Below are 21788 nucleotides of genomic sequence, written 5' to 3'. Positions count from 1 at the left end.
ACTTATTGGTGCAGACTCGCCAGTTCTGCATCTTTCGCCTGCCACAACACATTGACCCATTGCTGGAATGCTTGTCGGTATTGAGGGTCTTGGTCGTAGTTCTTGCCGATAAACTCTGCAGGGATTTTTAGTTCCTGAAAATTAACCACCACGGCTTCGACTTCGCCACTTAGCAGTTGCCAGAATCCAGGGCTCCCTTGTGGGTAATGGATGGTCACATTAACGATGCTGTGCAGTTGTTCGCCCATGGCATCAAGCACAAACGCGATGCCGCCAGCCTTAGGTTTAAGCAAGTGTTTGTAGGGCGACTGCTGCGCTGCATGCTTGCTAGGGCTGTATCGGGTGCCTTCTAGAAAGTTGAAAATGCCGACTGGATTGGCGCGGAATTTGTCGCAAGTGCGCCGCGTGGTTTCCAGGTCTTTGCCTTTCTTTTCCGGGTGTTTTTCCAGGTAAGCTTTGGAGTAGCGCTTCATAAATGGAAAGCCCAACGCCCACCAGCACAGGCCAATCACGGGCACCCAGATCAGCTCTTGTTTAAGAAAGAATTTAAGCGGGCGAATGCGCCGGTTAAGCAAGTATTGCAGCACCAGAATATCAACCCAGCTTTGGTGATTGCTGGTCACGAGGTAAGAGTGTTGGTAATCGAGTCCTTCAAGCCCCTTGACCTGCCAGCGGGTCTTACAGACTAAGTTCATCCATAACTTGTTAGCGCTTACCCAGAACTCATGGATGGCGTTCATGATCCAGTTGCACAGCCGCTGGGCAGCTGAAAAGGGTAGGCAGATTTTCAGGAATGTAACGATAAACAGTGGAATGCAGCACAACAGGGTATTAAGAATCAGGCAGCTGGTGCCAATAATGCCGCGTAGAAATGCAGGAAGAAAATTCAGCATGGGGGCAAATGCCTCCAACCAGTGGGCGCGTGCGCCGATTCAGTCAAAGCTTGCAGTTTTTTACCGCAAGTCGGTGTGGCGCACAGGTTAACTGGAACTGTATGAACTTCAACTGTTGGCGGGCATAGTTACTGTAAATATCGGCTTAATAACGCGATACGCTTCAAGGTGCTCGCTACGGGCTAGGCTATCGATCGTCGAACGACGCTGTTCCAGCGTGGTTCGACGATACTGCTCGGTTAGTTACTTTGGCAGGTTCGCAGCTTGAATCGCAGTCAGAGCAATAGTGTAGACAATGTCGTCAACCAACGCGCCTCGTGACAGGTCATTCACCGGTTTGCGCAGCCCTTGCAACATCGGTCCGACGCTGATGCAGTCAGCACTGCGCTGCACCGCTTTGTAGGTGGTGTTGCCGGTGTTCAGGTCAGGGAATACAAACACGGTTGCACGGCCAGCCACCGGACTATTGGGGGCCTTTTGACGGCCAACGGATTCAATCGCTGCTGCGTCGTACTGCAAGGGGCCGTCGAGTAATAGTTCGGGTGCACTCAACTTGGCTAACCGCGTTGCTTCGCGCACTTTCTCGACCTCTTCGCCGGTGCCTGAGTCGCCGGTTGAATAGCTAAGCATGGCAACGCGCGGTGGAATTCCAAAGGCACGTGCCGATGCTGCGCTCTGTAGCGCAATTTCGGCCAACTCAGACGCGCTAGGGTCAGGGTTTACCGCGCAGTCACCATAGACCACGACTTGATCCGGCAAGAGCATGAAAAATACCGACGAGACCAACTTATAGCCGGGCGCAGTTTTGATCAATTGCAATGCCGGGCGGATGGTATTGGCCGTGGTGTGAACAGCACCCGAAACCAAGCCATCGACTTCGTCGAGTGCCAGCATCATCGTTGCGAGTACCACGCTATCTTCAAGTTGGGCGCTGGCCATTGGTGCATTCAGACCCTTGCCTTTGCGCAGCTCGACCATGGGTTCAACATAGCGCTCGCGAATCAGATCCGGGTCAAGAATTTCCAGGTCTCCGGGCAACTCAATGCCTTGAGCCTTGGCCACGCTCAGCACTTCATCTGGCTTGGCCAGCAGTACGCAGCGAGCAATGCCACGTTCATGGCAGATCACAGCGGCCTGAATGGTTCTGGGTTCATTGCCTTCAGGCAGCACGATGCGTTTATTTGCAGCCTTGGCACGCTGTACTAACTGATAACGGAAGGCCGGTGGCGACATGCGCAATTCGCGCACGGTGCCGCAGCGCTCACGTAGCCAGTCATGGTTTATGTGGTTGGCGACAAAATCAGCGACTTTCTCGGCCCGCTCTTTATCGTCGACTGGAATCTCACGGTTGAGTCGATTGAGGTTGGTTGCCGTGTCGTATGAACCCGTGCTCACCGCCATGACGGGTAGACCGCTTTGCAGCGCGCCACGGCAGAGTTCGACGATGCGTGGGTCTGGGGCAAAGTCGCTGCACAGCAGTAGGCCAGCCAACGGCATGCCATTCATGGCGGCTAGGCTGGCAGCGAGAATAATGTCATCCCGGTCACCGGGTGTTACCACCAAGGTGCCTGGCTTGAGCAGTTGCACGGTGTTGGCAACGGCACGGGCGCAGAGCACGATTTGCAGCATGCGCCGTTGTTCGTAATCACCCGCGTTGAGTACACGGGCACCGAGCAGGTCGGCGATGTCTTTGGTGCGCGGGGCATTAAGTTCTTCCTCCCACGGGATGCAGCCGAGCAGTAAAAAATCATCACGGCGAAACAGTGGAGATTGTTCTTTAAGGCGGGCAGCAAACGCCTCTATACCGTCGTCGCTACGGACTTTGTTGAGTATCACACCCAGCACTTTGGGGTCTTTGGGGCCGCCAAACATCTGAGCCTGAATCTCAACCCGATCACACAGCTCGCCAAGGCTTTCTTGCTCAGGAGCCGAAACCAGAATCACGTCGGCATCCAGGCTCTTAGCCAAATGTAAGTTGACCCGTGCGGCATAGCTGGCTTGGCGAGTGGGCACCATGCCCTCGACGATGACTACGTCTTTGTCCGTGGCTGCAACTTGGTAGAGGCTGATGATTTCCTCGAGCAGCTCGTCAAGCTGACCATCACCAAGCATGCGCTCGACATGCGCAAGGTCCAGCGGCTTGGGTGAGTGCAAGCCATGGGTGCGAGCAATAAGTTCGCTGGAGCGTTCGGGCCCAAGGTCGCCTTGATGGGGTTGGGCAATGGGTTTGAAGAAACCTACCTTGAGCCCCGCACGCTCCAGCGCACCCACCAATCCAAGGCTAGTGGAAGTAAGGCCGACACCGAAGCCGGTGGGAGAGATGAAGAAGGTATGCATGCTAGGTCCTTTCATTAACCGCAAAGCTGTGACGTGGGAGCGCTGCGCCGTAATTACATGCTGTGTTGTTTCAGTAACGCCAGCGTATCAAGGGCGATTTGCCGCTCTTCATTGGTGGGTATGACCAACACACGAGGATGGCCCTGAGTGTGAATAGGACCGGCCACGCCACGGATGCAAAGGGCATTGGCTTCGCGGTCGAGTTGCATGTTGAGTAACTTGAGGTGCTCAACGGTTTTATTGCGAATCAGTGGTGAGTTCTCACCAATTCCGCCGGTAAAGACCAGGCCGTCCAGGCGCGTAAGCGCGCAACTCATGGCGGCCAACGATTTGGCTAGGCGGTAGCAAAATACCTCGATTGCCAGTGTCGCACCGACATGACCGTGCTCACGGGCTTGTTCGAGTGTGCGCATGTCATTGGACAAACCAGACAACCCAAGCACACCACTTTCTTGGTTGAGCACGCGGTCGATTTCATCAAGGCTCCAACCGAGCGTTCTGGCGAGGTGGCCATGCAAATTAGGGTCGACATCACCACTGCGGGTGCCCATAACTAAGCCTTCCAGTGGTGTCAGCCCCATGCTGGTATCGCGGCTTTTACTGTTGACCACTGCGCAGGTTGAACAACCGTTACCCAAGTGGGCGACTAGCCAACTGCTGTCGCCGAAAGCAAGGCCACAGAAGGACGCAGCTTGGGCGCTGACATAATGGTGACTGGTGCCATGGAAGCCATAGCGGCGTACACCGTGTTGGCTATAGAGCGCTTCTGGGAGGGCGTAGCGAAACGCATGTTCCGGTAGGCTTTGGTGAAAAGCAGTATCGAAAACGGCCACTTGAGGCAGTTCAGGAAACAGCTTCATTGCGGCCTCTATGCCTTGGATGTTTACTGGGATATGTAGGGGGGCAAGGGGCTCAAGCGATCTGATTTGTTGCAGTGCTTTGCTGTCGATATGGCTGGCGGCGGTGAAATACTCCCCACCATGCACAACACGATGGCCAATACCCATCAACTTGCCTTGAGCAGCTCGCTCTACCAGCGGCAAGAGTTCGGTTAGTGCCAGGCGATGATCTGCATTGGCGATTGACTTTGAGTCTTTGCCACCGCGATGCTGCCAATGTAATACAGCATCGGCTCCGCCAAGGCGTTCGGCCAGTCCACTTAGGGAAAACTCGGGCTCTGCTGGGTTGACCAAGGCAAACTTGATCGACGAGCTGCCGCAATTTATCACCAAAATATTTGATGCCTGCATAGCGCGTTCCTTAGCATTCTCAAGGCGTATCGGTTCCGGCTGCGCACCAACCGCACATAAAGGGTTGACCCAACTGGGCGCGGCGCAGTTCCGGGCTTTCAACCCATGCGCGGTTTTGCCACGGAGGCTCATGCCGCAGGTGTTGAGTATGGCCGCACGACAATACTGCCACCCAATGACCGTCCTCATCCTGACGGAAGTCAAGCAAGCGCACTGGCATGTTGCCAGTCCGTCCGTCTGAGCTGGGTTCGCTTTCGGGCGGAGCCTTGGTTAAACTTGTTCGTTCTTTATTCATAAGCAAAAGGTCCCGCCCCATGCTGATCGCTGCCAATAAGGCCGTATCCATCGACTATACCCTGACCAACGATGCTGGTGAGGTGATAGACAGTTCTGCTGGCGGCGCGCCGCTGGTTTACTTGCACGGCGCTGGCAACATCATCGCCGGCCTTGAAAAAGCCCTGCTGGACAAGAAAGTCGGCGACGAGCTGGAGGTTTCTGTTGAGCCAGAAGACGCTTATGGCGAATACAGCGCTGAGTTGCTTGCCACATTGAATCGCTCGATGTTTGAAGGCGTTGATGAACTGGAAGTGGGCATGCAATTCCATGCCTCAGGTCCAGACGGCAGCATGCAGATCGTGACCATTCGTGAGTTGGAAGGCGACGACGTTATTGTTGACGGCAACCATCCTTTGGCGGGTCAGCGCTTGAACTTCAAGGTTAAGATTGTTGATATTCGCGATGCCAGCGAAGAAGAAGTTGCTCACGGCCACGTGCATGGCGAAGGCGGTCACCAGCATTAATTGCGGTTAGGGTCTGTTCTTATTTCGTTCGCAGGTGCGCTGAAACGGAAATAGCCCCTAATTGGTCGCACAATACGACTTATGGTCCTGTCATAAGTGCGGCTGACTGCTAAGCTACAAGTGAGTAAGAAAGGGGCGCCTCTAGGGCGCCTTTTTTGTCCCATGTGGAATTTGCTGTGAGCTCAAGGAGCAAGCCATGAGTGCCTTTCACGATTTAACTTTACGGGCTCTAGATGGCCAGGATTTGCCGTTAGCACCACTTAAGGGCAAGGTCGTTCTGGTGGTGAACGTGGCTTCCAAGTGCGGTTTGACTCCGCAATATGCCGGCCTTGAAAAACTCTATCAGCAATACCGGGAACACGGTTTTAGCGTGCTCGGATTGCCCTGCAATCAATTCGCTGGGCAAGAACCAGACAGTGAAGATGCGATCAAAGCGTTTTGCTCTGCCAATTATGGGGTGAGTTTTCCTCTTGCCAGCAAGATTGAAGTGAATGGTGCAGAACGCCATCCTCTGTACCGCTTACTCGCGGGGGAAGGCGCTGAGTTTCCGGGTGACATCACCTGGAACTTCGAAAAATTTTTGGTCGGCCCAGATGGTCGCGTATTGGCGCGTTTCTCGCCCCGTATGACGCCAGAAGATCCGGCATTAGTTCAGGCGATCGAAAACAGTTTGGGTATCACCGTAGAACAAGCTGTAAGCGCCAAGTAACCCGCTGGTCTGCAATCAAACTTCTCTCAATAGCGTTATCGCGGCGTAGTCGGCTAATCAGTCGAGGACGCCGTGCTGACGCAGTCCTGATCCGCCAATCTTGGCAGTACGCCAATTGCTACTATGCGGCTAGCCGTGGGTCATTTGCTTATGAGCCTGAATCACAGTTCAGGGATGTTTTTGGCTTAATCACTGATATCAATAGTGCTGGGCTTAGCGGTTGCTCAGCACTATTGTCACGCTCAACACATTAATGCTGTTGCGCGGCTCAGTCAGTCTGGCCTTGCATTGAAAGCTATCGAAACCTGTTTTAGTTGCGCCCAAGTCGTTCCGTTGAGATCGATCAAGGCCGCGCTGCTGGAGAATCTATGACCGCCCAAGCCCTGTTTCAGCCGTTCAACTTAGGCAGCCTGACACTGTCTAGCCGCGTAGTAATGGCGCCGATGACCCGTTCGTTCTCGCCGGGTGGCGTCCCTAATAGCAAGGTCATCGAGTATTACCGTCGTCGAGCGGCGGCAGGGGTTGGCTTGATCATCACCGAGGGCACCACCGTCGGCCATAAAGCGGCCAATGGTTACCCGAATGTACCGCGATTCTTCGGTGAGGATGCGCTGGCGGGCTGGGAGAAAGTAGTTGAGGCGGTGCATGTCGAAGGCGGCAAAATCGTGCCTCAACTCTGGCACGTCGGCAATGTGCGTAAACTCGGCACCGAACCCGATGCAAGCGTCCCGGGCTATGGTCCAAGCGAGAAAGTAAAAAACGGTGAAGTGGTCGTGCACGGCATGAGCCACGACGACATTCGCGAGGTGATTGCTGCATTTGCTCAAGCCGCGGCTGATGCAAAACGCATTGGTATGGACGGAGTTGAGCTGCACGGCGCCCATGGCTATTTGATTGATCAGTTTTTTTGGGAAGGCAGTAACCAGCGTACCGATGAGTATGGGGGGGACCTGGCTCAGCGCTCGCGCTTCGCAATCGAGTTGATTGAAGCTGTGCGCGCTGCCGTAGGGCCCGACTTCCCAATTATTTTTCGTTTCTCGCAGTGGAAGCAGCAAGACTACAGCGCGCGCCTGGTAGAAACTGCACAAGCTCTTGACGCCTTCCTCAAGCCGCTGTCTGAGGCAGGCGTGGACATCTTCCATTGCTCGACTCGTCGCTTCTGGGAGCCTGAGTTTGAAGGCTCAGAATTGAACCTGGCAGGCTGGACGCGTAAGTTGACCGGCAAACCCACTATCACCGTCGGTAGCGTTGGCCTTGATGGCGAGTTTTTGCAGTTTATGGTCAATACTGACAAGGTCGCACAGCCCGCCAAGCTTGAAGGTCTGCTTGAGCGTTTAAATAATCAGGAATTCGACCTAGTTGCTGTTGGTCGCGCGCTGTTGGTTGACCCAGACTGGGCATTGAAAGTACGTGAAGGGCGTGAAGAACAGATCTTGCCGTTCAGCCGTGAGGCGTTAATGAGTTTGGTGTGATTATTTAAGTTTGCTCAGCTACATACTGGCTGAGCACTTCCCTTAGCCCCGGCACATCGGGGCTTTTTTACGCCTGCTGTTTATCCAACGGGATCATGGCAGGGTGCGCGCTACCGGTATGGGGCTTAAGGGTAATAATGCACTGCGCAGGTGCGCTTCAAATAGGTCAACAATCGCCGCCCAGCCCTGACGCGCAGCGTGTTGTCGTCCGTTGAGGCGTACTCGACGCAAGCTTTCAGGGGCTTCAAGTAACCAGCATGCCGATTCGATAAAGCCTTGCTGGTCATGGGGCATTGCCAGGGCACCGTTGTAGCCATGGCGAATGTGTTGGCTGGCTGCGGCTTGATCGTAAGCCACAACGCCCAGCCCAGATGCCAAGGCTTCTAGCAGCACATTGCCAAAGGTTTCTGACAGGCTTGGGAACACGAACAAGTCGCCGGATGCATAATGCGCTGCCAGTTGCTCGCCACGCTGCACACCACAAAATATGGCCTCAGGCAATTTCGCTTGTAACTCCGCACGTTGCGGCCCATCGCCGACTAAAACCAGTTTCAGGTTGCGTTGAGGATATTGCTGTTGCAAGGCGTTGAAGGTTTCACTCAACAGGTTCAGGTTCTTCTCTGCAGCCAGTCGGCCCACATGAATCACTGCCGTATCGGATTCACTAAGCCCCCATTGTCGACGTAACTCGCTGGAGCGTTTGCTCGGGTTAAATAGTTGGCTGTCTACCCCGCGCGCGAGCAGTTCCACGCGCTCAAAGCCGCGACGTTCCAGTTCTATTTTTTGACTGACACTGGGGGCTAAGGTCATACGTGAGCGGTTATGGAACCAGCGCAGGTAATTGGTAATCAGGCGGGTCAGCATGGCGGCGTCATAATGGCCACTGTATTGCTGGAAGTTGGTGTGAAAGCCGCTCACCACAGGAATATTCAGGCGTTTGGCTGCACTCAATGCAGACCAGCCAAGTGGGCCTTCGGTCGCAATGTACAGCACATCTGGGCGGCGTTTTCGCCAGCGGCTGAGCAGCTTGTGCCGCGCCGACTGGCCCCACTGCAAACCTGCATAGCCCGGCAATGGCCAACCGCGCGTGAGCACCAATTGGTCATCATTTCTGCGCTCACGGTCGTTGCCTTGCCTTGGCCGCACCAGTTGCAATTGATGGCCACGCTCACGCAAGCCATTAACCAATCGCTCAAGGGTATTGGCCACGCCGTTAATTTCAGGGGTGAAGGTTTCAGTCACGAGGGCGATGTACAAAGAAGGTGTGCTCATGACAGCAGTTTCGGCTGCTGCCATGTCGCAAAAGTGACGGTTTTGTTGCGAAATTATGAAGCTGGTTGGCTTGGCGCTTTGGTCATGCGCGTATCCCCACGTTCACGCACCCAGAACAGCGTGGCGCCCGCTACTGCTGCCGGCATCATGACCAGATTGACGCCCGGGATTAGCAGGGCCAGGTAGGTAATGCCGCCAAAGCCCAGGCTCTGCCAGCGCTTTTCACGCAGCCAGGCGAGCATGTCTTGCCAGCTCATTTTGTTGTTGTCCGCCGGGTAGTCGATATATTGAATGGCCATCATCCACACGCCGAACAGTAGCCACAGCGGCGCGGCCACCAAATTAACCACTGGGATAAACGACAGAATAAACAAGCCAATTGCCCGGGGTAAAAAATAGCCCAGTTTGCGCATTTCACGGCTCAGGGTACGCGGCACCATCGCCATCAACTCGCCCCAACTGAAGGGGGGGAAGTTGTCTTCACCGCGCACAACGACTTCAACTTTCTCGGAAAGAAAACCGTTGAATGGCGCCGCAACTATGTTGGCGATCATGGTGAAGGTGAAGAAGATCATCAGTAGCACCAGGACCACAAACAATGGCCAGATGATGTACTCCAGAAAACTCAACCAACTGGGCAGGTTGGGCATAAAGGTATCGACCCAGCTACTGAATTGCTGAGTTGCAAAGCCAACCAGAGCACCAAACAGCAGTAGGTTGATGGCCAATGGCAAGAGTACAAACAGGCGCAAGCCGGGGCTAAGCACCAATTTAAGGCCTTCGCTGAGGTATTGCGGTCCAGATAGTACGGGAGCAGGCATAGAGGTTTCCGTGGCTGACATGTTAGGCCGACCTTACCGGCTTTAGTGCCAGGGTAAAAGCCTGCGCGGGCGCTAGATGAGCGACTTTAGCTGGTTATAGTCGGGGTCTATGCAGTGAATTGTTAAAGCAAATTTCCCTTAATCAAGGTGCATCGATAATCTTCGCGGCAGTTAAGTTTCCGGGACTGCTGCTTTGACCATGCCTTCCCCTAAGGATTCGGGTAGTCCCGCTTTAATTTGTCAGGCTAACGGCCTGTAGGAGTCAACTATGTCCGCTACACGTCATGCACGGGTCATTATCCTGGGTTCCGGCCCTGCAGGTTACAGCGCGGCGGTATATGCTGCCCGCGCGAACCTCAAGCCGCTGCTGATAACGGGTATGCAGGCAGGTGGTCAGCTCACCACAACCACTGAAGTCGATAACTGGCCGGGTGATGTACATGGCCTGACCGGCCCTGCACTGATGCAGCGTATGCAGGAGCATGCTGAGCGCTTCGAGACCGAGATTGTGTTCGATCACATCAATGCGGTCGATTTAGCCGGCAAGCTTTACACCTTGGTGGGCGATAATGCCACCTACAGCTGTGATGCCCTGATCATCGCCACTGGGGCCAGTGCCCGCTACTTGGGCCTGCCTAGCGAGGAAGCCTTTATGGGTAAAGGCGTATCAGCTTGTGCTACCTGTGATGGTTTCTTCTACCGTAACCGCGAGGTTGCAGTGGTTGGCGGTGGCAATACTGCCGTTGAAGAGGCGCTGTATCTGGCCAATATCGCCAGTAAAGTAACCTTGGTGCACCGCCGTGAGACCTTCCGCGCCGAAAAAATTCTGCAAGACAAGCTGCGGGCGCGCATTGCCGAAGGCAAGATCGAGCTCAAGCTCAATGCCCAGGTTGATCAAGTGCTGGGCGATAACATGGGCGTTACCGGTGTGCGGCTGTTAAATAATGACGGCAGCCATTCAGAGTTGAAAGTTGATGGGCTGTTCGTAGCCATCGGCCATACACCGAACACCTCGTTGTTTGAGGGCCAGCTTGAGCTTAAGGATGGCTATTTAGTGGTCAACGGTGGGCGTGAAGGCAATGCCACTGCGACCAGTGTGCCGGGCGTGTTTGCTGCAGGTGATGTGGCAGACCACGTTTACCGTCAGGCGATTACTTCGGCCGGAGCTGGCTGTATGGCGGCACTGGATGCTGAACGCTATCTGGATGCGTAAGCGCTGTCCCTGAAAAAACAAGCCCCGCACTTAGCGGGGCTTCTTTTTGCCTTGAACTCAGTGGCTACTGAGCGCGGCTAATCGGTTGTTGAGCAAATTTAACGGCGCTTAAACCGTGGGCGATCAAGGCACGGATGTTGGCGTGGTCTGAACCTTCTGGTGTAGCCAGAACGCTGCGATAGTGTTCACCAAAACAGAGCAGCGCTTCTTCGTTACTCAGTTGTTCGAGTAACGCAAAACCCAGGGTCTTGCACGAACCTTCGTTTTGCCCGGCAGCATTTTCAACGCCGCCATTGTTGAACGCACTTGGCTGGTAAGCATAGTGGTTGGCAATAAAATCCAGGGTTTCGGAAAAGGCGAATGTGTTGCTGTTCAGGCGTGTACGAAACTCTTGCAGGGCACTCATGCAGCTTATCCTTTATGGTTTTGCGTGTTCATTGCGGCCAATTGTTCGGCTGTTGCTTCTTGTTGGTATTTGGCTTTCCAGTCAGCGTACGGCATGCCGTAAACCTCTTCGCGCGCCTGGTCTGGAGTGATGGCTATACCGCTGTCATCAGCAGCCGCTTTGAACCATTTGGATAAGCAGTTTCGGCAGAAGCCGGCCAGGTTCATCATGTCGATGTTTTGTACATCAGGGCGGCTGCGCAGGTGTTGCACTAGGCTACGGAAGGCAGCAGCTTCGAGTTCGAGACGTTCTTGATCGGTCATGGCAGTGCTCCGGGCAGGGCAGAATGCGCCGATAATAAAAGGCCAATAGCCGTGCGGCAATCCTTCGGTCAGGTTGCGTCACGCAGAACTCGATCAGCGGTGCCCGGCTAGCGTGATCGATACCGACTCGGCAAAGCGCAGTGCATGGGGTTTGTCGACCTCTACTTCAGCGTAGCGTACGGCTTCGTTGCGCATCACCAAATCTAGAATTTCCTGAGTGAGGCGCTCAAGCAAGGCGAAGCGATTGTCTTCAACATGCTGAATAATCGCCTTGGTGATGGTGCGGTAATTCAAGGCGTGATCGATGTCGTTATCGCGCACAGCATCGACTGCCGGGTAAAGAATTGTCAGGTTTATCAACACGTCTTGCTTGTTGTTGATTTCTTCTTCTTTGATTCCTATGAAGGTGCGCAGGCGCAGATCCTTGACGCGAATCCGTGCCATCCCGGGTTCCAGTCGCGGCATAATTATTTACTCCGTCCAATCAATTGCAGAAATTCGTGGCGAGTATTGTACGACTCACGGAAGGCTCCAAGCATGACAGAAGTATTCATTGCTGAGTTCTGCTTCTCGACGCCGCGCATCATCATGCACATATGCTGGGCTTCGATCACCACTGCAACACCTGCGGCGTTGGTGACGCTCTGGATCGCATCGGCAATTTGCCGAGTCAGGTTTTCCTGAATCTGCAGGCGGCGTGCGTACATGTCGACTATTCGCGCTATCTTCGAGAGCCCCAGCACTTTCCCCGTCGGGATATAGGCTACATGTGCCTTGCCAATGAAGGGCAGTAGGTGGTGTTCGCACAGTGAGTACAGCTCAATGTCTTTGACAATAACCATCTCATCGCTATCGCTGGCAAAGAGTGCGCCATTGACTACCTCGTCGAGGTTTTTGGCGTAGCCATGACAGAGGTATTGCATGGCTTTTGCTGCACGTTCGGGGGTGTCGAGCAAACCTTCGCGCTCTGGGTTTTCGCCCACACCGATCAGTATTTCACGGTAGTGACTGGGCAGTTGGTCGTTCATTGAGGAGTCCTCAGCGTTTGCCTCACTTAAGGTGGCGGCCGCCATTTACAGTAAGGGTGGTGCCGGTGGTATAGGGCGAGTCAAGTAAGTAACGCAGCGATTGGTAGATCACCGCAGGGCCTGGCTCTATGCCCAGGGCCGACTTGTTCAAGGCTTTGCGGCGGTAGGCTTGATCGTCGTCCGGGTTAAACATAATCAGCGCCGGGGCGATGCTGTTGACCTTGATGCGCGGCGCATACTTGGCCGCAAAGGAAAGGCTCAGGCTTTCGAGGCCCGCCTTGCTAGCGCAATAGGCCAGATGCTTGGCGCTGCCTTTACGGGCAACATCGTCGGTGATGTGGATGATATCAGCGACGGCTGACTGTTCCAGCAGTGCGGCACAGTGCAGGTTGATAAGGTAGGGGGCGAGCATGTGCACATTGGTCATCAGTTGGAACGTCTCGGCTTCATGCTCGGGTTGTTCGGCAATCCAGCTGGAGGCATTGTGGATGATGGCGCGCAGGCTCGGGGTTTGACTTTTAAGGGCTTGGATAAATCCGAGTATACCCGCCTCTGAGCTGAAGTCCGCTGCAATCGCCAGCGCACCACGTGCACGGAGGTCCTCAATGCTGCTGCGCTCAGTTCGATAGGTCACAATAACCGGCTGCCCCTCATCCAGCAGGCGCTGGGCGCAATACAGGCCAATGCGTTGACTGGCACCGGTAATCAAAATCGGGGCTGAATTAGCGCTCATTATGTACTCAGGCTAAAGGTTAAGGCGGCCCATCAAGCAGTGCTCAATTGCTTATTCGTTGTGCGAGCACCACAGGTACCGTGCTTAAAGCTATATCAGCCGTTGTTCGCACACAACCATGGGGGTCAAGTATGCAAAGTGGATTCGAGCTGTTTGCTCAAGGATTGAGCGGGCGTCAATCGGCCTGCCCTAAGGCAGGCCGATGACTTGGGCGCTACTTTTGCTCGTCTAAGAAACCTACCAGGGGCTCGATAAAGCGGTCGAACGCCTCAATCTGTGGCATATGACCGACGTTATCCAACTCCACCAGTTTGGCGTTGGGGATGGCTTTAGCCGTCTGTTTGCCCAGCAGGTCATAGCGTCCGAGTGAAGCTTTGACTTCACCGCTGACACGGTCCTTGCCCAACGCCGAGCGGTCACGTGTGCCTATGATCAATAAGGTCGGCATGCTCACTTGCCCGAACTCGTAAACCACCGGTTGGGTGAAGATCATGTCGGCTGTTAACGCCGCATTCCAGGCGAACAATGGGTAGTTTTTATCTGTGGTTATCCCAGCCAGTAAATTCACCCATTCGTCATAACTGGGTTGCCACTGGTTGTCGTAGTAGCTGCTGAGTTGATATTGCTTGATTTGTTTATAGTTGGCGGCAAGGGTGGATTTGTAGATCGCGTCTACCGAGGCGTATGGGACTTTGGTTTTCCAATCCTCAAGGCCTATTGGGTTGACCAGAATTAACTGCTGCGTCATTTCACTGAACATAAGGCTGAAACGAGTGGCGAGCATGCCGCCCATGGAGTGACCCACAACGCTGGCTTGCTTGACGCCTAAATGATCAAGCAGTTGCTTGGTATTGTTGGCCAGTTGTTGGAAGCTGTACTGGTAGGCGATGGGTTTGGTCGATTTACCAAAACTGATCTGATCAGGCGCTATCACGCGATATCCGGCATCTGACAGTGCCTTGATGGTGTCACGCCAATAGGCACTGTTGAAGTTCTTGCCGTGCATCAGCACGATGTTTTTACCCTTACTTTTGCCTGCTGCCGGAGGTACATCCATATACGCCATTTTCAGCGGCTGAGTTGCCCCAGCGTGCTGTTGGCTGTTCAACTCAAAGAAGCTGACGGGGTAGGGATACTGATAGTTGGTCAGGTCTATGTCATATGCGGGGGGCTGCTGCGCAGTTGACGGTTCGGCGGTGGCGGGTAAGGCGGTCAGGCTTAGGCTAAGCAAAGCCGCTGCAGTGGTTTTAAAGCTGCTCGAAAAATAGCGGGTCATATAGGTACAGTCCGGTTGCGCGCAATGTTCAGCTCTAGGCTGCTAAGGAACCTCTATGAGGTGTCTGCTCGGCAAGCCGCGGCACTTGCCTGCCAGGCTGGAGGCTAAAAACGCGACTCCATTGCAGTCTATACAAGGCTTGCGAGGGGCTTTCAGCGTTTTTGTAACCTCAAACTACTGCTCGCCAGAGTAGTCGAGTACGGTATTTTTGCGCTTTAACTCAAGGCGCTGACCATTGAGCTAAAGCGCTACAGGCTGTTTGCTTGCCGCAATGCCGTCTGTGTCTATCGCGTGGTTGTGGCTTCTACGGCGTGAAGCAGAGGGCGTCTGCGGCTATGCAGCCATGGCGCCAGTAGGCGGGTTGAAAGCGGGATAAACAAATACGTCATGAGCGGGGTGAGTGCCAACGTTGACAGCAGCACTCGGGAAACCAAAGGAAAGTCGCTCAGCCAACCGCCCAGCAGGAAATTGAAACACAATGACACCGGAAAGAATGCCAGCCATATCGCTATGCTTTGTTTCCAGCGCGGCGGTTGCAGGTGGGACGAACCGAACCAGGAGTCAATACCAACTGCACGCTGTTCCTGCGGCTGAGCAAATAGACCTGCCCCGCGTGCAAGCCAAGCGGTACGCGAGGCGGAGTGTTCCCAAGAGGCAAGGGTTTGCTCGTCAGCAAAGCGGAAAATAATCTGGAACTCATCGCCCTCAGGTGGCGGGGCCAGTACCCCAGAGCCTAAATAACCGGGGAAATCGGTGGCCAGATGTTCGCCTTCATGCAGCCAGGCGATAAGGTCATGATAGCGGCCGCTGGCGACGCGGCGTGCCACCATCAAGGTGACGGGTTGTGCAGACATTGTGTATCTCCATTAAACCGGGCCAGCCTTCAGGGTATGAATGATGGCGATACGTTGCTCGGGATGGTGAGCAACGCTAAATACAGGCAAGGATTATTCCGGTTTTTAAGAAATAAGCCAGTGCGGGCTTTACAGCGTTTATTGGAGGGGGTACCGATGGGGTTTTTCTGTTTTTTTGCACCGTTGAGGTGCGGTTGCCGCTCTTCGCTTACAGCTAACAGGCAGGAAAGCTGATAATGCTGGCTTAGCAATCAGGTTCACATGTATTACGGCGGATCGACGCCAATCGGTGTATTTACCGGGGTATATTTCGTCGGTTGGGCAGACCTAGCGCAAGGTGCGGCTTTGTCCGCTAGGTTACACTATTGACACTTTCTTCTGCAGATCCGCTGCTATGCCTGATCCCTTCGCTGCATTGTCCTTGAATTCCAGTGCTCTGAAACAAGAAGAGCTTTTTCCTATACGTGAAGTTTCGCGTTTGACCGGGGTAAATTCGGTCACATTGCGTGCATGGGAAAGACGCTACGGGCTCATCCAGCCGACGCGTACCGAAAGTGGCCATCGCTTGTATTCGCAAGCTGATATTGAGTCTGTACGCAATATTTTGACGTGGATTGAGCGGGGTGTTGCAGTTAGCAAGGTTGGGAAAATTCTCGCTAAAAGCCGCTCGCTCAAGGCTGCCAGTGTTCCGGTATATGACGTAGTGACTGGGTCTGAATGGCAGCAGTGGCAGCGTCAGCTACACACCGCAGTCAGCTGCTTTGATGATATCCAGCTAGACCGCCTTTACGGTCAGGTATTTTCCAGCTACCCCTTACCTGTGGTATTTCAGGCGATCCTGATGCCGCTCTGGCAAGACTTGCTGATGCGCCACAATGACATCGGCCAAACCAGTGAATGGTTGTTCTACGATGCCTTTCTGCGTGGTCGCGTCATGCAGCGTTTGCACGCCAACCGTGCTCAAGCTGAAGATCGTGTGATTGTAGCTGCGTTGCCTGGCCACTGCCGTGAGCTCGAATTGTTGGTGACCGGCTTACTGCTCAGTCACTCAAGTGTCGCGGTCAGTGTTTTTGCGATCGGGCAGCCGCTTGATGAGTTGGTCTACATCTGTGACCGGGTCAAACCATTGGGGCTGGTGTTGTTTTCCAATCAGGTGCCCAGTGAACAGCTACCGCAGACACTCAAACGCTTGGCGCTTGCAGTCAATTGTCCGGTTAGTTTGGCGGGGGAGTGTGCCGAGTTGATTGGCGATGCGCTGAACGGGTCGGCCATTGCCACTCTGGGCAGTGAGGGGCAGTTGATGTCGCAACGCCTGCAGCAGTTCCTGGCGGGCAATTTTGACACCTAGCACCGGTTTTGCTGTGTGTAACCCCTGAGATTTTTCCAGTACAGGCTATTCGGGATGAGCTTGCGGGTAGAGGGTGCGGTGTTTCTGATAAAGAAACTGTTGCAGACGCTCGGTGCTCAGCCTGTCGGTTGGATCTAGCTGATAAGCCAACTGGATTTTGCTCGCCTTGCGCACAAAGTGGCCTTTGAGAGAAATCGGCTTTTGTCCGCCAAGGGGGAGTAATAAATTGAATTGAGCGGGAGCCTTATGGTTAGGTAATGGCTCAATCAGCAGGCCATCCATTGATAACTCATGCACAAGCAAGCCACTGGCACTGCCATTGAGATTGCGTAGCTCCAAAGGCGGCGTCAAGGGCAGGCGCCAAGCGCGGCTGTCGGTGCCGGATTCATCAAATATCTTAGGGGTGCCCAGCTCAAGATGCTGATTGTGCGACGCATCTTCAGTAATAAAGGGGGTGAAGGTCATTCGTTGATTAGCAAAACGCGCATCTATGGTCAGTTTTTCAACGTGGGCATAGTTGCTCATTAGATCTTTCAGCGATTCTACGAGGTCAATCTGCGCGTGTAAGGATCCAGTCTGCTTATTGGCAGGTCTGTCATAAAGATGCTGGATAAACTCCATCTCATCTTCGGTAAGTAGCACTGGATCTTGCATATCGAACTCGGCGTGAAGAGCGTTGTTGACCTATAGGACATGAGAGAAAAGATTTAGTTTCGCATCTGGCTCAGGCGTTGGTGTCCGTTAGTCGGATTTTAAGTTGGGCAATCTCATCCTCTAACTGTTTGATTCGTTCCTGCGCTTGACGCTGCTCGGTGAAACTTCTCTGTTTCTGAGTAGCAATGTAGTCAATAGATCCAATATTTCCATTGCAGCTACGAATCATTGAGTGGCCATTGCTGATTTTTTTGCAATTACAGTGATCGAACCGCTTGTTTTCGACGTGTTTGTGCCTTTTAAACTCATTTTTTCGCGGTTTGACCAGCTCGATATGCTCGAGTATCTCGTTAGATTGGTGAGTCTCCAGACGATGATCTGGCCCGAAATAAATGTGTTGAATAAACGCGAGCTCTTCATCCGTGAGCAGGGCAGGTTCTTCCATGATGAACTCGTAGGAAACTTTAATATTTAGGCTTCGAGAAATATTAAACGCGGCGTTTGGGCGCGGGCTAGGAGGACATGTCTGTAAGCTGGGATTTGAGTCGCGCAACTTCAGCTTCCAACAGTTTGATGCGCTCCTGCGCTTGCACTTGCTCGGTAACGTTTTTCTGAATGCCAATGAAGTAGGTGAGGTTATCAGCTTCATTAAAGACCGGCGTGATGGACAATTCATTCCAGAATTGAGTGCCATCTTTACGGAAATTTCGCAGGATCTGTCGGCAGGGTGTTCCTTTTTTCAGGGCATTTCTGATCACCTCTAAACCTTTTTGGTCGCGGTCGCCGGCCTGCAGGAATCGGCAGTCCTGATAGAGGATGTCTTCGCAGGCGTAGCCGGTGAGCGTTTCAAAGGCTGGGTTGGCGTAGATCAAGATGTTGTCATTGCCTTCCTGCTCGGCGACAACGATGCCATCATTCGAGGCGTTAACTACCAGCTGTAGCAGTTTTGCACTGATCATGCTGAGGGTTCCATGTTGAGGGTGATGCAGTCTAAAACATCCAGGCGCACTGTCCACTTACGGCATAATAGCCGCTGAATTAGGCAGTTTTTTGGAGCAGCATTATGAAAGTCGCGATCTTTTCTGGCTCGGTATACGGCACCGCTGAAGAAGTCGCCCGTCATGTACAGGGCCTGTTAAAAGTTGCTGGTTTCGAGACCTTATATAACCCTCGCGCGAGTTTGTCTGATGTACAGGCGTTTGCCCCAGAGGCTTTTTTAGCGGTGACTTCAACCACCGGCATGGGTGAGCTGCCCGATAATCTGCAACCGCTGTATTACGCAATTCGTGACCATTTACCGGCCTGGAGCGGCCTGCCGGGTGGGGTTATTGCCCTGGGTGACTCCAGCTACGGCGACACTTTCTGTGGTGGCGGCGAACTGGTTCGCGAGCTGTATGCTGAGTTAGGGATTCGTGAAGTTCAGGATATGTTGCGACTCGACTCCAGTGAAAGCGTGACCCCAGAAACCGATGCTGAACCTTGGGTGGCCGATTTTATTGCAGCGCTTAACGCATAAATCTGCATTCAGCAGCTGAATATCAGCTGTTAATAAGCCGTGGTGACTCGCTGGGTCACTAAGCTGGCTGCCAGGGCGACTAGGCAAGGGCGCAGCACTCGCTAGACTCCAAATACGTCATAACAATAAGTATAGAGGTGTCGAGCATGAGCGCTGCCCAAGAGCTTCCCCGTGTAAACCTGCAAGACCACGTTTCTGCTGCTGAGTGGCAAACCCGTGTTGATCTGGCCGCGTGCTACCGGCTGATTGCGCTGCACGGCTGGGATGACCTGATTTTTACCCATATTTCGGCGAAAATCCCCGGCGTAGACGAGTTTCTGATTAATCCGTTTGGTCTGATGTTTCACGAAATCACTGCGTCCAGCCTGGTCAAGATCGACCTTGCAGGAAACAAGTTGATGGACAGCCCATACTCGATCAATCCGGCTGGTTACACCATCCACAGTGCGGTGCATGAAGTACGCCATGATGTTGCCTGCGTGGTGCACATTCATACCCCGGCGGGTATTGCCGTTTCGGCACAGAAGCAGGGCTTGTTGCCGTTGTCGCAGCAGTCACTGTTTGTGCTTTCAAGTTTGGCTTATCACGGTTACGAAGGCGTCGCCCTGAACCACGATGAGAAGGCGCGTTTGCAGGCCGATTTGGGCGACAAGAACTTTATGATCTTGCCTAACCATGGATTGTTAACCGCTTCATCCAGTATCGCTGACACCTTTTTGATGATGTTCACCTTGCAGCGTGCCTGCGAGGCTCAAGTTATGGCACAGAGCGGCGGCGCTGAGTTGATCCATATTCCTCAGCAAATCCTTGACGGTGCCAAGGCGATGGTTGCCGGGGTTATGAAAAGCCCACAAGGCATGGGCGGCTCCTTGGCATGGCCGGCCTTGCTGCGCAAACTCGATCAGCAAATGCCAGGTTATGCCAGTTAATGGCCTTGCCCGGTATCGGCCTTGAACAGTGGCGCTCTGAAAGTCAGGGCTTTAACTTCAAGGGGCATGAGGTTCGCTACTGGACCGCAGGGTCTGATGATGCGCCTGCGCTTATACTGATTCATGGCTTTCCGACTGCAAGTTGGGACTGGCATTACCTGTGGCGGCCCTTGGCTGAGCACTACCGGCTGATCGCCTGTGACATGCTCGGGTTTGGCTATTCGGCTAAACCTGCCGGGCACCCTTACAGCTTGCTCGAACAGGCGGATTTACAACAAGCGTTATTGGCTCATTTAGGCGTCAGTGGTGATGTGCATGTATTGGCCCATGACTACGGTGACAGTGTTGCTCAGGAATTACTTGCCCGTCATCACGAGGGGCGTTTCAACTTGGCCAGTTGTGTGTTTCTCAATGGCGGCTTGTTCCCGGAAACTCATCACCCAGTGTTGCTGCAAAAGCTGTTGCTGAGCCCTTTGGGGCCGTTTATCAGCCGCTTGTTCAGTCGTAAAAAACTGGAGGCGAGTTTCGCAAAAATCTTCGGCCCCGCGACATTGCCGAATGCGGCCGAACTGGATGACTTCTGGACGCTGATTAGTTACAACAATGGACCGGCGATTATGCATCGCTTGATTCGCTACATGCCTGAGCGGCGTCAGCAACGTGAGCGTTGGGTCGCGGCGATGCAGGCCACGCAGGTGCCGATGCGGATCATTGATGGTGCTGTAGACCCGATTTCTGGCCGGCACATGGTAGAGCGGTATCGGGAGCTGATAACACCCGCTGACACGGTGATATTGGAAGGCATTGGTCATTACCCGCAAACTGAAGCGCCAGAGGCTGTACTGACGCATTACTTAGCTTTTCGTCAGGCCTCGACAGCAGCAGTTGATTCTCCATAGCTGAGTGGCGGCTAATTGATCTACATGATCAAGGTCGCCCAGGCTTATCGCGTTGCCTTATCGGGCACTATTCAGCGCTGGTTGTCATAGTTGTGACAATCGCGCCCCTGTCCGACACTCGGTTCAATATTTAACACTGCCAGGAGCCCTCTGATGAGTGAAGCCATTCGTTTTCAAGACCAAGTCGTAATTGTTACCGGTGCTGGTGGTGGTCTGGGCCGTGCCCATGCACTGCTGTTCGCCAAGCATGGTGCCAAAGTTGTGGTCAATGACCTTGGTGGCAGCACCCACGGAGAAGGCGCAAATGCCTCAGCGGCAGACAAGGTTGTCGAAGAGATTCGCGCAGCGGGCGGCACTGCTGTGGCGAACCACGACTCAGTGACCGATGGCGATAAGATCGTCGCGCATGCCCTGGATGTTTTCGGGCGTATTGATGTTGTGGTCAACAATGCCGGAATCCTGCGTGATAAAAGCTTTCACAAGATGGAGCAGGTTGACTGGGATCAGGTCTATCAAGTCCACGTTGAAGGGGCTTATAAGATCACCCGTGCAGCCTGGCCACACATGCGTGAGCAAGGCTATGGCCGGGTGATCTTCACCTCATCAACCTCGGGTATTTATGGCAACTTTGGTCAGTCAAACTACGGCATGGCTAAGTTGGGGCTTTACGGGTTGACCCGCACCCTGGCGATTGAAGGCCGTAAAAATAATATTCTGGTCAATGCTATTGCGCCAACCGGCGGCACGCGCATGACTGAAGGTTTGATTCCTCCGCAAGTATTTGAGCAACTTAAGCCTGAGCTGGTTAGCCCTCTGGTGGTTTATCTGGCCAGTGATAGCTGCAAAGAGACCTCGGGTTTGTTCGAAGTGGGTGGCGGTTGGATCGGTAAAGTGCGCTGGGAGCGTAGCCTCGGGGCAGGCTTTGATCCGCGTGCAGGCTTCAGCCCTGAAGATGTTGCCGCGCATTGGGCGCAGATCTGCGACTTCGATGGTGCCGCGCACCCGGCAGATAACGTCGAGGCGTTAAAAGAGATGATGGCTAATCTGCAGAAATATGCGCTCTGACAGATAACCCA

At 53.8% G+C, this 21788-nt stretch carries 25 protein-coding genes; 9 read left to right on the top strand and 16 right to left on the bottom strand.

Annotated elements, in window-relative coordinates:
* Positions 1 to 2 precede the first annotated feature (2 nt).
* The 4 genes from ACIGCM_RS05155 to ACIGCM_RS05140 form a co-directional block, all read right to left on the bottom strand.
* Complete coding sequence (locus ACIGCM_RS05155; protein ID WP_397501114.1) at positions 3 to 890, bottom strand: acyltransferase; 888 nt, start codon at positions 888 to 890, stop codon at positions 3 to 5.
* A 246-nt stretch (positions 891 to 1136) separates the two neighbouring features.
* Positions 1137 to 3230 (bottom strand): phosphate acetyltransferase, encoded by a 2094-nt coding sequence (pta, locus tag ACIGCM_RS05150; RefSeq protein ID WP_397500938.1) that lies wholly within the window; start codon positions 3228 to 3230, stop codon positions 1137 to 1139.
* Positions 3231 to 3283: 53 nt separating this feature from the next.
* Positions 3284 to 4480, bottom strand: coding sequence for an acetate kinase (locus ACIGCM_RS05145; RefSeq protein WP_397500937.1), 1197 nt, complete (start codon positions 4478 to 4480; stop codon positions 3284 to 3286).
* Positions 4481 to 4499: 19 nt separating this feature from the next.
* Positions 4500 to 4826, bottom strand: a complete 327-nt coding sequence (locus ACIGCM_RS05140) for a DUF3565 domain-containing protein (RefSeq protein ID WP_397500936.1) — start codon at positions 4824 to 4826, stop codon at positions 4500 to 4502.
* Here ACIGCM_RS05140 and ACIGCM_RS05135 point away from each other — a divergent pair.
* The 3 genes from ACIGCM_RS05135 (at position 4795) to ACIGCM_RS05125 (ending at position 7461) form a co-directional block, all read left to right on the top strand.
* Positions 4795 to 5280 (top strand): peptidylprolyl isomerase, encoded by a 486-nt coding sequence (locus tag ACIGCM_RS05135; RefSeq protein WP_339486342.1) that lies wholly within the window; start codon positions 4795 to 4797, stop codon positions 5278 to 5280. The genes ACIGCM_RS05140 and ACIGCM_RS05135 overlap by 32 nt on opposite strands.
* Positions 5281 to 5476: 196 nt before the next feature.
* A complete protein-coding gene (locus tag ACIGCM_RS05130; protein WP_397500935.1) occupies positions 5477 to 5989 on the top strand; it encodes a glutathione peroxidase in 513 nt (170 codons plus the stop codon).
* Between the two features lie 368 nt (positions 5990 to 6357).
* Positions 6358 to 7461 (top strand): NADH:flavin oxidoreductase, encoded by a 1104-nt coding sequence (locus ACIGCM_RS05125; protein WP_397500934.1) that lies wholly within the window; start codon positions 6358 to 6360, stop codon positions 7459 to 7461.
* A 93-nt stretch (positions 7462 to 7554) separates the two neighbouring features.
* On the opposite strand, the gene ACIGCM_RS05120 is transcribed toward ACIGCM_RS05125, so the two are convergent.
* A complete protein-coding gene (locus tag ACIGCM_RS05120; protein WP_397500933.1) occupies positions 7555 to 8757 on the bottom strand; it encodes a glycosyltransferase family 4 protein in 1203 nt (400 codons plus the stop codon).
* Positions 8758 to 8786: 29 nt separating this feature from the next.
* Positions 8787 to 9554 carry a sulfate transporter CysZ gene (gene cysZ / locus ACIGCM_RS05115; protein WP_397500932.1) on the bottom strand — a complete coding sequence of 256 codons (768 nt, stop codon included), beginning with the start codon at positions 9552 to 9554 and terminating at the stop codon, positions 8787 to 8789.
* A gap of 268 nt (positions 9555 to 9822) precedes the next feature.
* Here cysZ and trxB point away from each other — a divergent pair, with 268 nt between their 5' ends.
* A complete protein-coding gene (gene trxB / locus ACIGCM_RS05110; protein ID WP_397500931.1) occupies positions 9823 to 10767 on the top strand; it encodes a thioredoxin-disulfide reductase in 945 nt (314 codons plus the stop codon).
* Between the two features lie 64 nt (positions 10768 to 10831).
* On the opposite strand, the gene ACIGCM_RS05105 is transcribed toward trxB, so the two are convergent.
* The 7 genes from ACIGCM_RS05105 to ACIGCM_RS05075 form a co-directional block, all read right to left on the bottom strand.
* Positions 10832 to 11173, bottom strand: coding sequence for a HopJ type III effector protein (locus ACIGCM_RS05105; RefSeq protein ID WP_397500930.1), 342 nt, complete (start codon positions 11171 to 11173; stop codon positions 10832 to 10834).
* Positions 11174 to 11178: 5 nt separating this feature from the next.
* Positions 11179 to 11475 (bottom strand): DUF1244 domain-containing protein, encoded by a 297-nt coding sequence (locus tag ACIGCM_RS05100; RefSeq protein WP_397500929.1) that lies wholly within the window; start codon positions 11473 to 11475, stop codon positions 11179 to 11181.
* A 93-nt stretch (positions 11476 to 11568) separates the two neighbouring features.
* Positions 11569 to 11940 (bottom strand): dihydroneopterin triphosphate 2'-epimerase, encoded by a 372-nt coding sequence (gene folX, locus ACIGCM_RS05095; RefSeq protein WP_397500928.1) that lies wholly within the window; start codon positions 11938 to 11940, stop codon positions 11569 to 11571.
* A 2-nt stretch (positions 11941 to 11942) separates the two neighbouring features.
* Positions 11943 to 12503, bottom strand: coding sequence for a GTP cyclohydrolase I FolE (folE, locus tag ACIGCM_RS05090; RefSeq protein WP_397500927.1), 561 nt, complete (start codon positions 12501 to 12503; stop codon positions 11943 to 11945).
* 22 nt (positions 12504 to 12525) lie between these two features.
* Entirely contained in the window at positions 12526 to 13236 is a 711-nt protein-coding gene (folM, locus tag ACIGCM_RS05085) for a dihydromonapterin reductase (RefSeq protein ID WP_397500926.1), read from the bottom strand.
* 214 nt (positions 13237 to 13450) lie between these two features.
* The gene (locus ACIGCM_RS05080; RefSeq protein WP_397500925.1) at positions 13451 to 14512 is read right to left on the bottom strand and encodes an alpha/beta fold hydrolase; all 1062 of its coding nucleotides are present in this window, start codon (positions 14510 to 14512) and stop codon (positions 13451 to 13453) included.
* Between the two features lie 284 nt (positions 14513 to 14796).
* A complete protein-coding gene (locus ACIGCM_RS05075) occupies positions 14797 to 15366 on the bottom strand; it encodes an antibiotic biosynthesis monooxygenase (RefSeq protein ID WP_397500924.1) in 570 nt (189 codons plus the stop codon).
* A gap of 394 nt (positions 15367 to 15760) precedes the next feature.
* Here ACIGCM_RS05075 and ACIGCM_RS05070 point away from each other — a divergent pair, with 394 nt between their 5' ends.
* Positions 15761 to 16714 carry a MerR family transcriptional regulator gene (locus ACIGCM_RS05070; RefSeq protein ID WP_397500923.1) on the top strand — a complete coding sequence of 318 codons (954 nt, stop codon included), beginning with the start codon at positions 15761 to 15763 and terminating at the stop codon, positions 16712 to 16714.
* Positions 16715 to 16759: 45 nt separating this feature from the next.
* On the opposite strand, the gene ACIGCM_RS05065 is transcribed toward ACIGCM_RS05070, so the two are convergent.
* The 3 genes from ACIGCM_RS05065 to ACIGCM_RS05055 form a co-directional block, all read right to left on the bottom strand.
* Positions 16760 to 17368 carry a hypothetical protein gene (locus tag ACIGCM_RS05065; protein WP_397500922.1) on the bottom strand — a complete coding sequence of 203 codons (609 nt, stop codon included), beginning with the start codon at positions 17366 to 17368 and terminating at the stop codon, positions 16760 to 16762.
* Positions 17369 to 17438: 70 nt separating this feature from the next.
* The gene (locus ACIGCM_RS05060) at positions 17439 to 17813 is read right to left on the bottom strand and encodes a hypothetical protein (RefSeq protein WP_397500921.1); all 375 of its coding nucleotides are present in this window, start codon (positions 17811 to 17813) and stop codon (positions 17439 to 17441) included.
* 67 nt (positions 17814 to 17880) lie between these two features.
* A complete protein-coding gene (locus ACIGCM_RS05055) occupies positions 17881 to 18327 on the bottom strand; it encodes a PAS domain S-box protein (protein ID WP_397500920.1) in 447 nt (148 codons plus the stop codon).
* A 104-nt stretch (positions 18328 to 18431) separates the two neighbouring features.
* Here ACIGCM_RS05055 and ACIGCM_RS05050 point away from each other — a divergent pair, with 104 nt between their 5' ends.
* From ACIGCM_RS05050 to ACIGCM_RS05035, 4 genes are all read left to right on the top strand, one after another.
* On the top strand, positions 18432 to 18884 hold the full coding sequence (locus ACIGCM_RS05050; protein ID WP_397500919.1) for a flavodoxin: 453 nt from the start codon (positions 18432 to 18434) through the stop codon (positions 18882 to 18884).
* Positions 18885 to 19030: 146 nt separating this feature from the next.
* Positions 19031 to 19813: a class II aldolase/adducin family protein gene (locus tag ACIGCM_RS05045; RefSeq protein WP_397500918.1), complete on the top strand. Its 783-nt coding sequence runs from the start codon at positions 19031 to 19033 to the stop codon at positions 19811 to 19813.
* Positions 19813 to 20712 (top strand): alpha/beta fold hydrolase, encoded by a 900-nt coding sequence (locus tag ACIGCM_RS05040; RefSeq protein WP_397500917.1) that lies wholly within the window; start codon positions 19813 to 19815, stop codon positions 20710 to 20712. Before ACIGCM_RS05045 ends, ACIGCM_RS05040 begins: the two co-directional genes overlap by 1 nt.
* Positions 20713 to 20865: 153 nt before the next feature.
* The gene (locus tag ACIGCM_RS05035; protein ID WP_397500916.1) at positions 20866 to 21777 is read left to right on the top strand and encodes an SDR family oxidoreductase; all 912 of its coding nucleotides are present in this window, start codon (positions 20866 to 20868) and stop codon (positions 21775 to 21777) included.
* Positions 21778 to 21788: the final 11 nt, after the last annotated feature.

The organism is Pseudomonas sp. NPDC078700 (assembly GCF_044542375.1).
GTDB lineage: Bacteria > Pseudomonadota > Gammaproteobacteria > Pseudomonadales > Pseudomonadaceae > Aquipseudomonas.
This window is presented reverse-complemented; position numbering and strand designations above follow the sequence as displayed.

Excerpts from the sequence above, each read along its gene's own strand:
- pta (WP_397500938.1), bottom strand. The coding sequence starts at position 3,230 with ATGCATACCTTCTTCATCTCTCCCACCGGCTTCGGTGTCGGCCTTACT.
- ACIGCM_RS05145 (WP_397500937.1), bottom strand. The coding sequence starts at position 4,480 with ATGCAGGCATCAAATATTTTGGTGATAAATTGCGGCAGCTCGTCGATC.
- ACIGCM_RS05135 (WP_339486342.1), top strand. The coding sequence starts at position 4,795 with ATGCTGATCGCTGCCAATAAGGCCGTATCCATCGACTATACCCTGACC.
- ACIGCM_RS05140 (WP_397500936.1), bottom strand. The coding sequence starts at position 4,826 with ATGGATACGGCCTTATTGGCAGCGATCAGCATGGGGCGGGACCTTTTG.
- ACIGCM_RS05130 (WP_397500935.1), top strand. The coding sequence starts at position 5,477 with ATGAGTGCCTTTCACGATTTAACTTTACGGGCTCTAGATGGCCAGGAT.
- ACIGCM_RS05125 (WP_397500934.1), top strand. The coding sequence starts at position 6,358 with ATGACCGCCCAAGCCCTGTTTCAGCCGTTCAACTTAGGCAGCCTGACA.
- ACIGCM_RS05120 (WP_397500933.1), bottom strand. The coding sequence starts at position 8,757 with ATGGCAGCAGCCGAAACTGCTGTCATGAGCACACCTTCTTTGTACATC.
- cysZ (WP_397500932.1), bottom strand. The coding sequence starts at position 9,554 with ATGCCTGCTCCCGTACTATCTGGACCGCAATACCTCAGCGAAGGCCTT.
- trxB (WP_397500931.1), top strand. The coding sequence starts at position 9,823 with ATGTCCGCTACACGTCATGCACGGGTCATTATCCTGGGTTCCGGCCCT.
- ACIGCM_RS05105 (WP_397500930.1), bottom strand. The coding sequence starts at position 11,173 with ATGAGTGCCCTGCAAGAGTTTCGTACACGCCTGAACAGCAACACATTC.
- ACIGCM_RS05100 (WP_397500929.1), bottom strand. The coding sequence starts at position 11,475 with ATGACCGATCAAGAACGTCTCGAACTCGAAGCTGCTGCCTTCCGTAGC.
- folX (WP_397500928.1), bottom strand. The coding sequence starts at position 11,940 with ATGCCGCGACTGGAACCCGGGATGGCACGGATTCGCGTCAAGGATCTG.
- folE (WP_397500927.1), bottom strand. The coding sequence starts at position 12,503 with ATGAACGACCAACTGCCCAGTCACTACCGTGAAATACTGATCGGTGTG.
- folM (WP_397500926.1), bottom strand. The coding sequence starts at position 13,236 with ATGAGCGCTAATTCAGCCCCGATTTTGATTACCGGTGCCAGTCAACGC.
- ACIGCM_RS05080 (WP_397500925.1), bottom strand. The coding sequence starts at position 14,512 with ATGACCCGCTATTTTTCGAGCAGCTTTAAAACCACTGCAGCGGCTTTG.
- ACIGCM_RS05075 (WP_397500924.1), bottom strand. The coding sequence starts at position 15,366 with ATGTCTGCACAACCCGTCACCTTGATGGTGGCACGCCGCGTCGCCAGC.
- ACIGCM_RS05070 (WP_397500923.1), top strand. The coding sequence starts at position 15,761 with ATGCCTGATCCCTTCGCTGCATTGTCCTTGAATTCCAGTGCTCTGAAA.
- ACIGCM_RS05065 (WP_397500922.1), bottom strand. The coding sequence starts at position 17,368 with ATGCAAGATCCAGTGCTACTTACCGAAGATGAGATGGAGTTTATCCAG.
- ACIGCM_RS05060 (WP_397500921.1), bottom strand. The coding sequence starts at position 17,813 with ATGGAAGAACCTGCCCTGCTCACGGATGAAGAGCTCGCGTTTATTCAA.
- ACIGCM_RS05055 (WP_397500920.1), bottom strand. The coding sequence starts at position 18,327 with ATGATCAGTGCAAAACTGCTACAGCTGGTAGTTAACGCCTCGAATGAT.
- ACIGCM_RS05050 (WP_397500919.1), top strand. The coding sequence starts at position 18,432 with ATGAAAGTCGCGATCTTTTCTGGCTCGGTATACGGCACCGCTGAAGAA.
- ACIGCM_RS05045 (WP_397500918.1), top strand. The coding sequence starts at position 19,031 with ATGAGCGCTGCCCAAGAGCTTCCCCGTGTAAACCTGCAAGACCACGTT.
- ACIGCM_RS05040 (WP_397500917.1), top strand. The coding sequence starts at position 19,813 with ATGGCCTTGCCCGGTATCGGCCTTGAACAGTGGCGCTCTGAAAGTCAG.
- ACIGCM_RS05035 (WP_397500916.1), top strand. The coding sequence starts at position 20,866 with ATGAGTGAAGCCATTCGTTTTCAAGACCAAGTCGTAATTGTTACCGGT.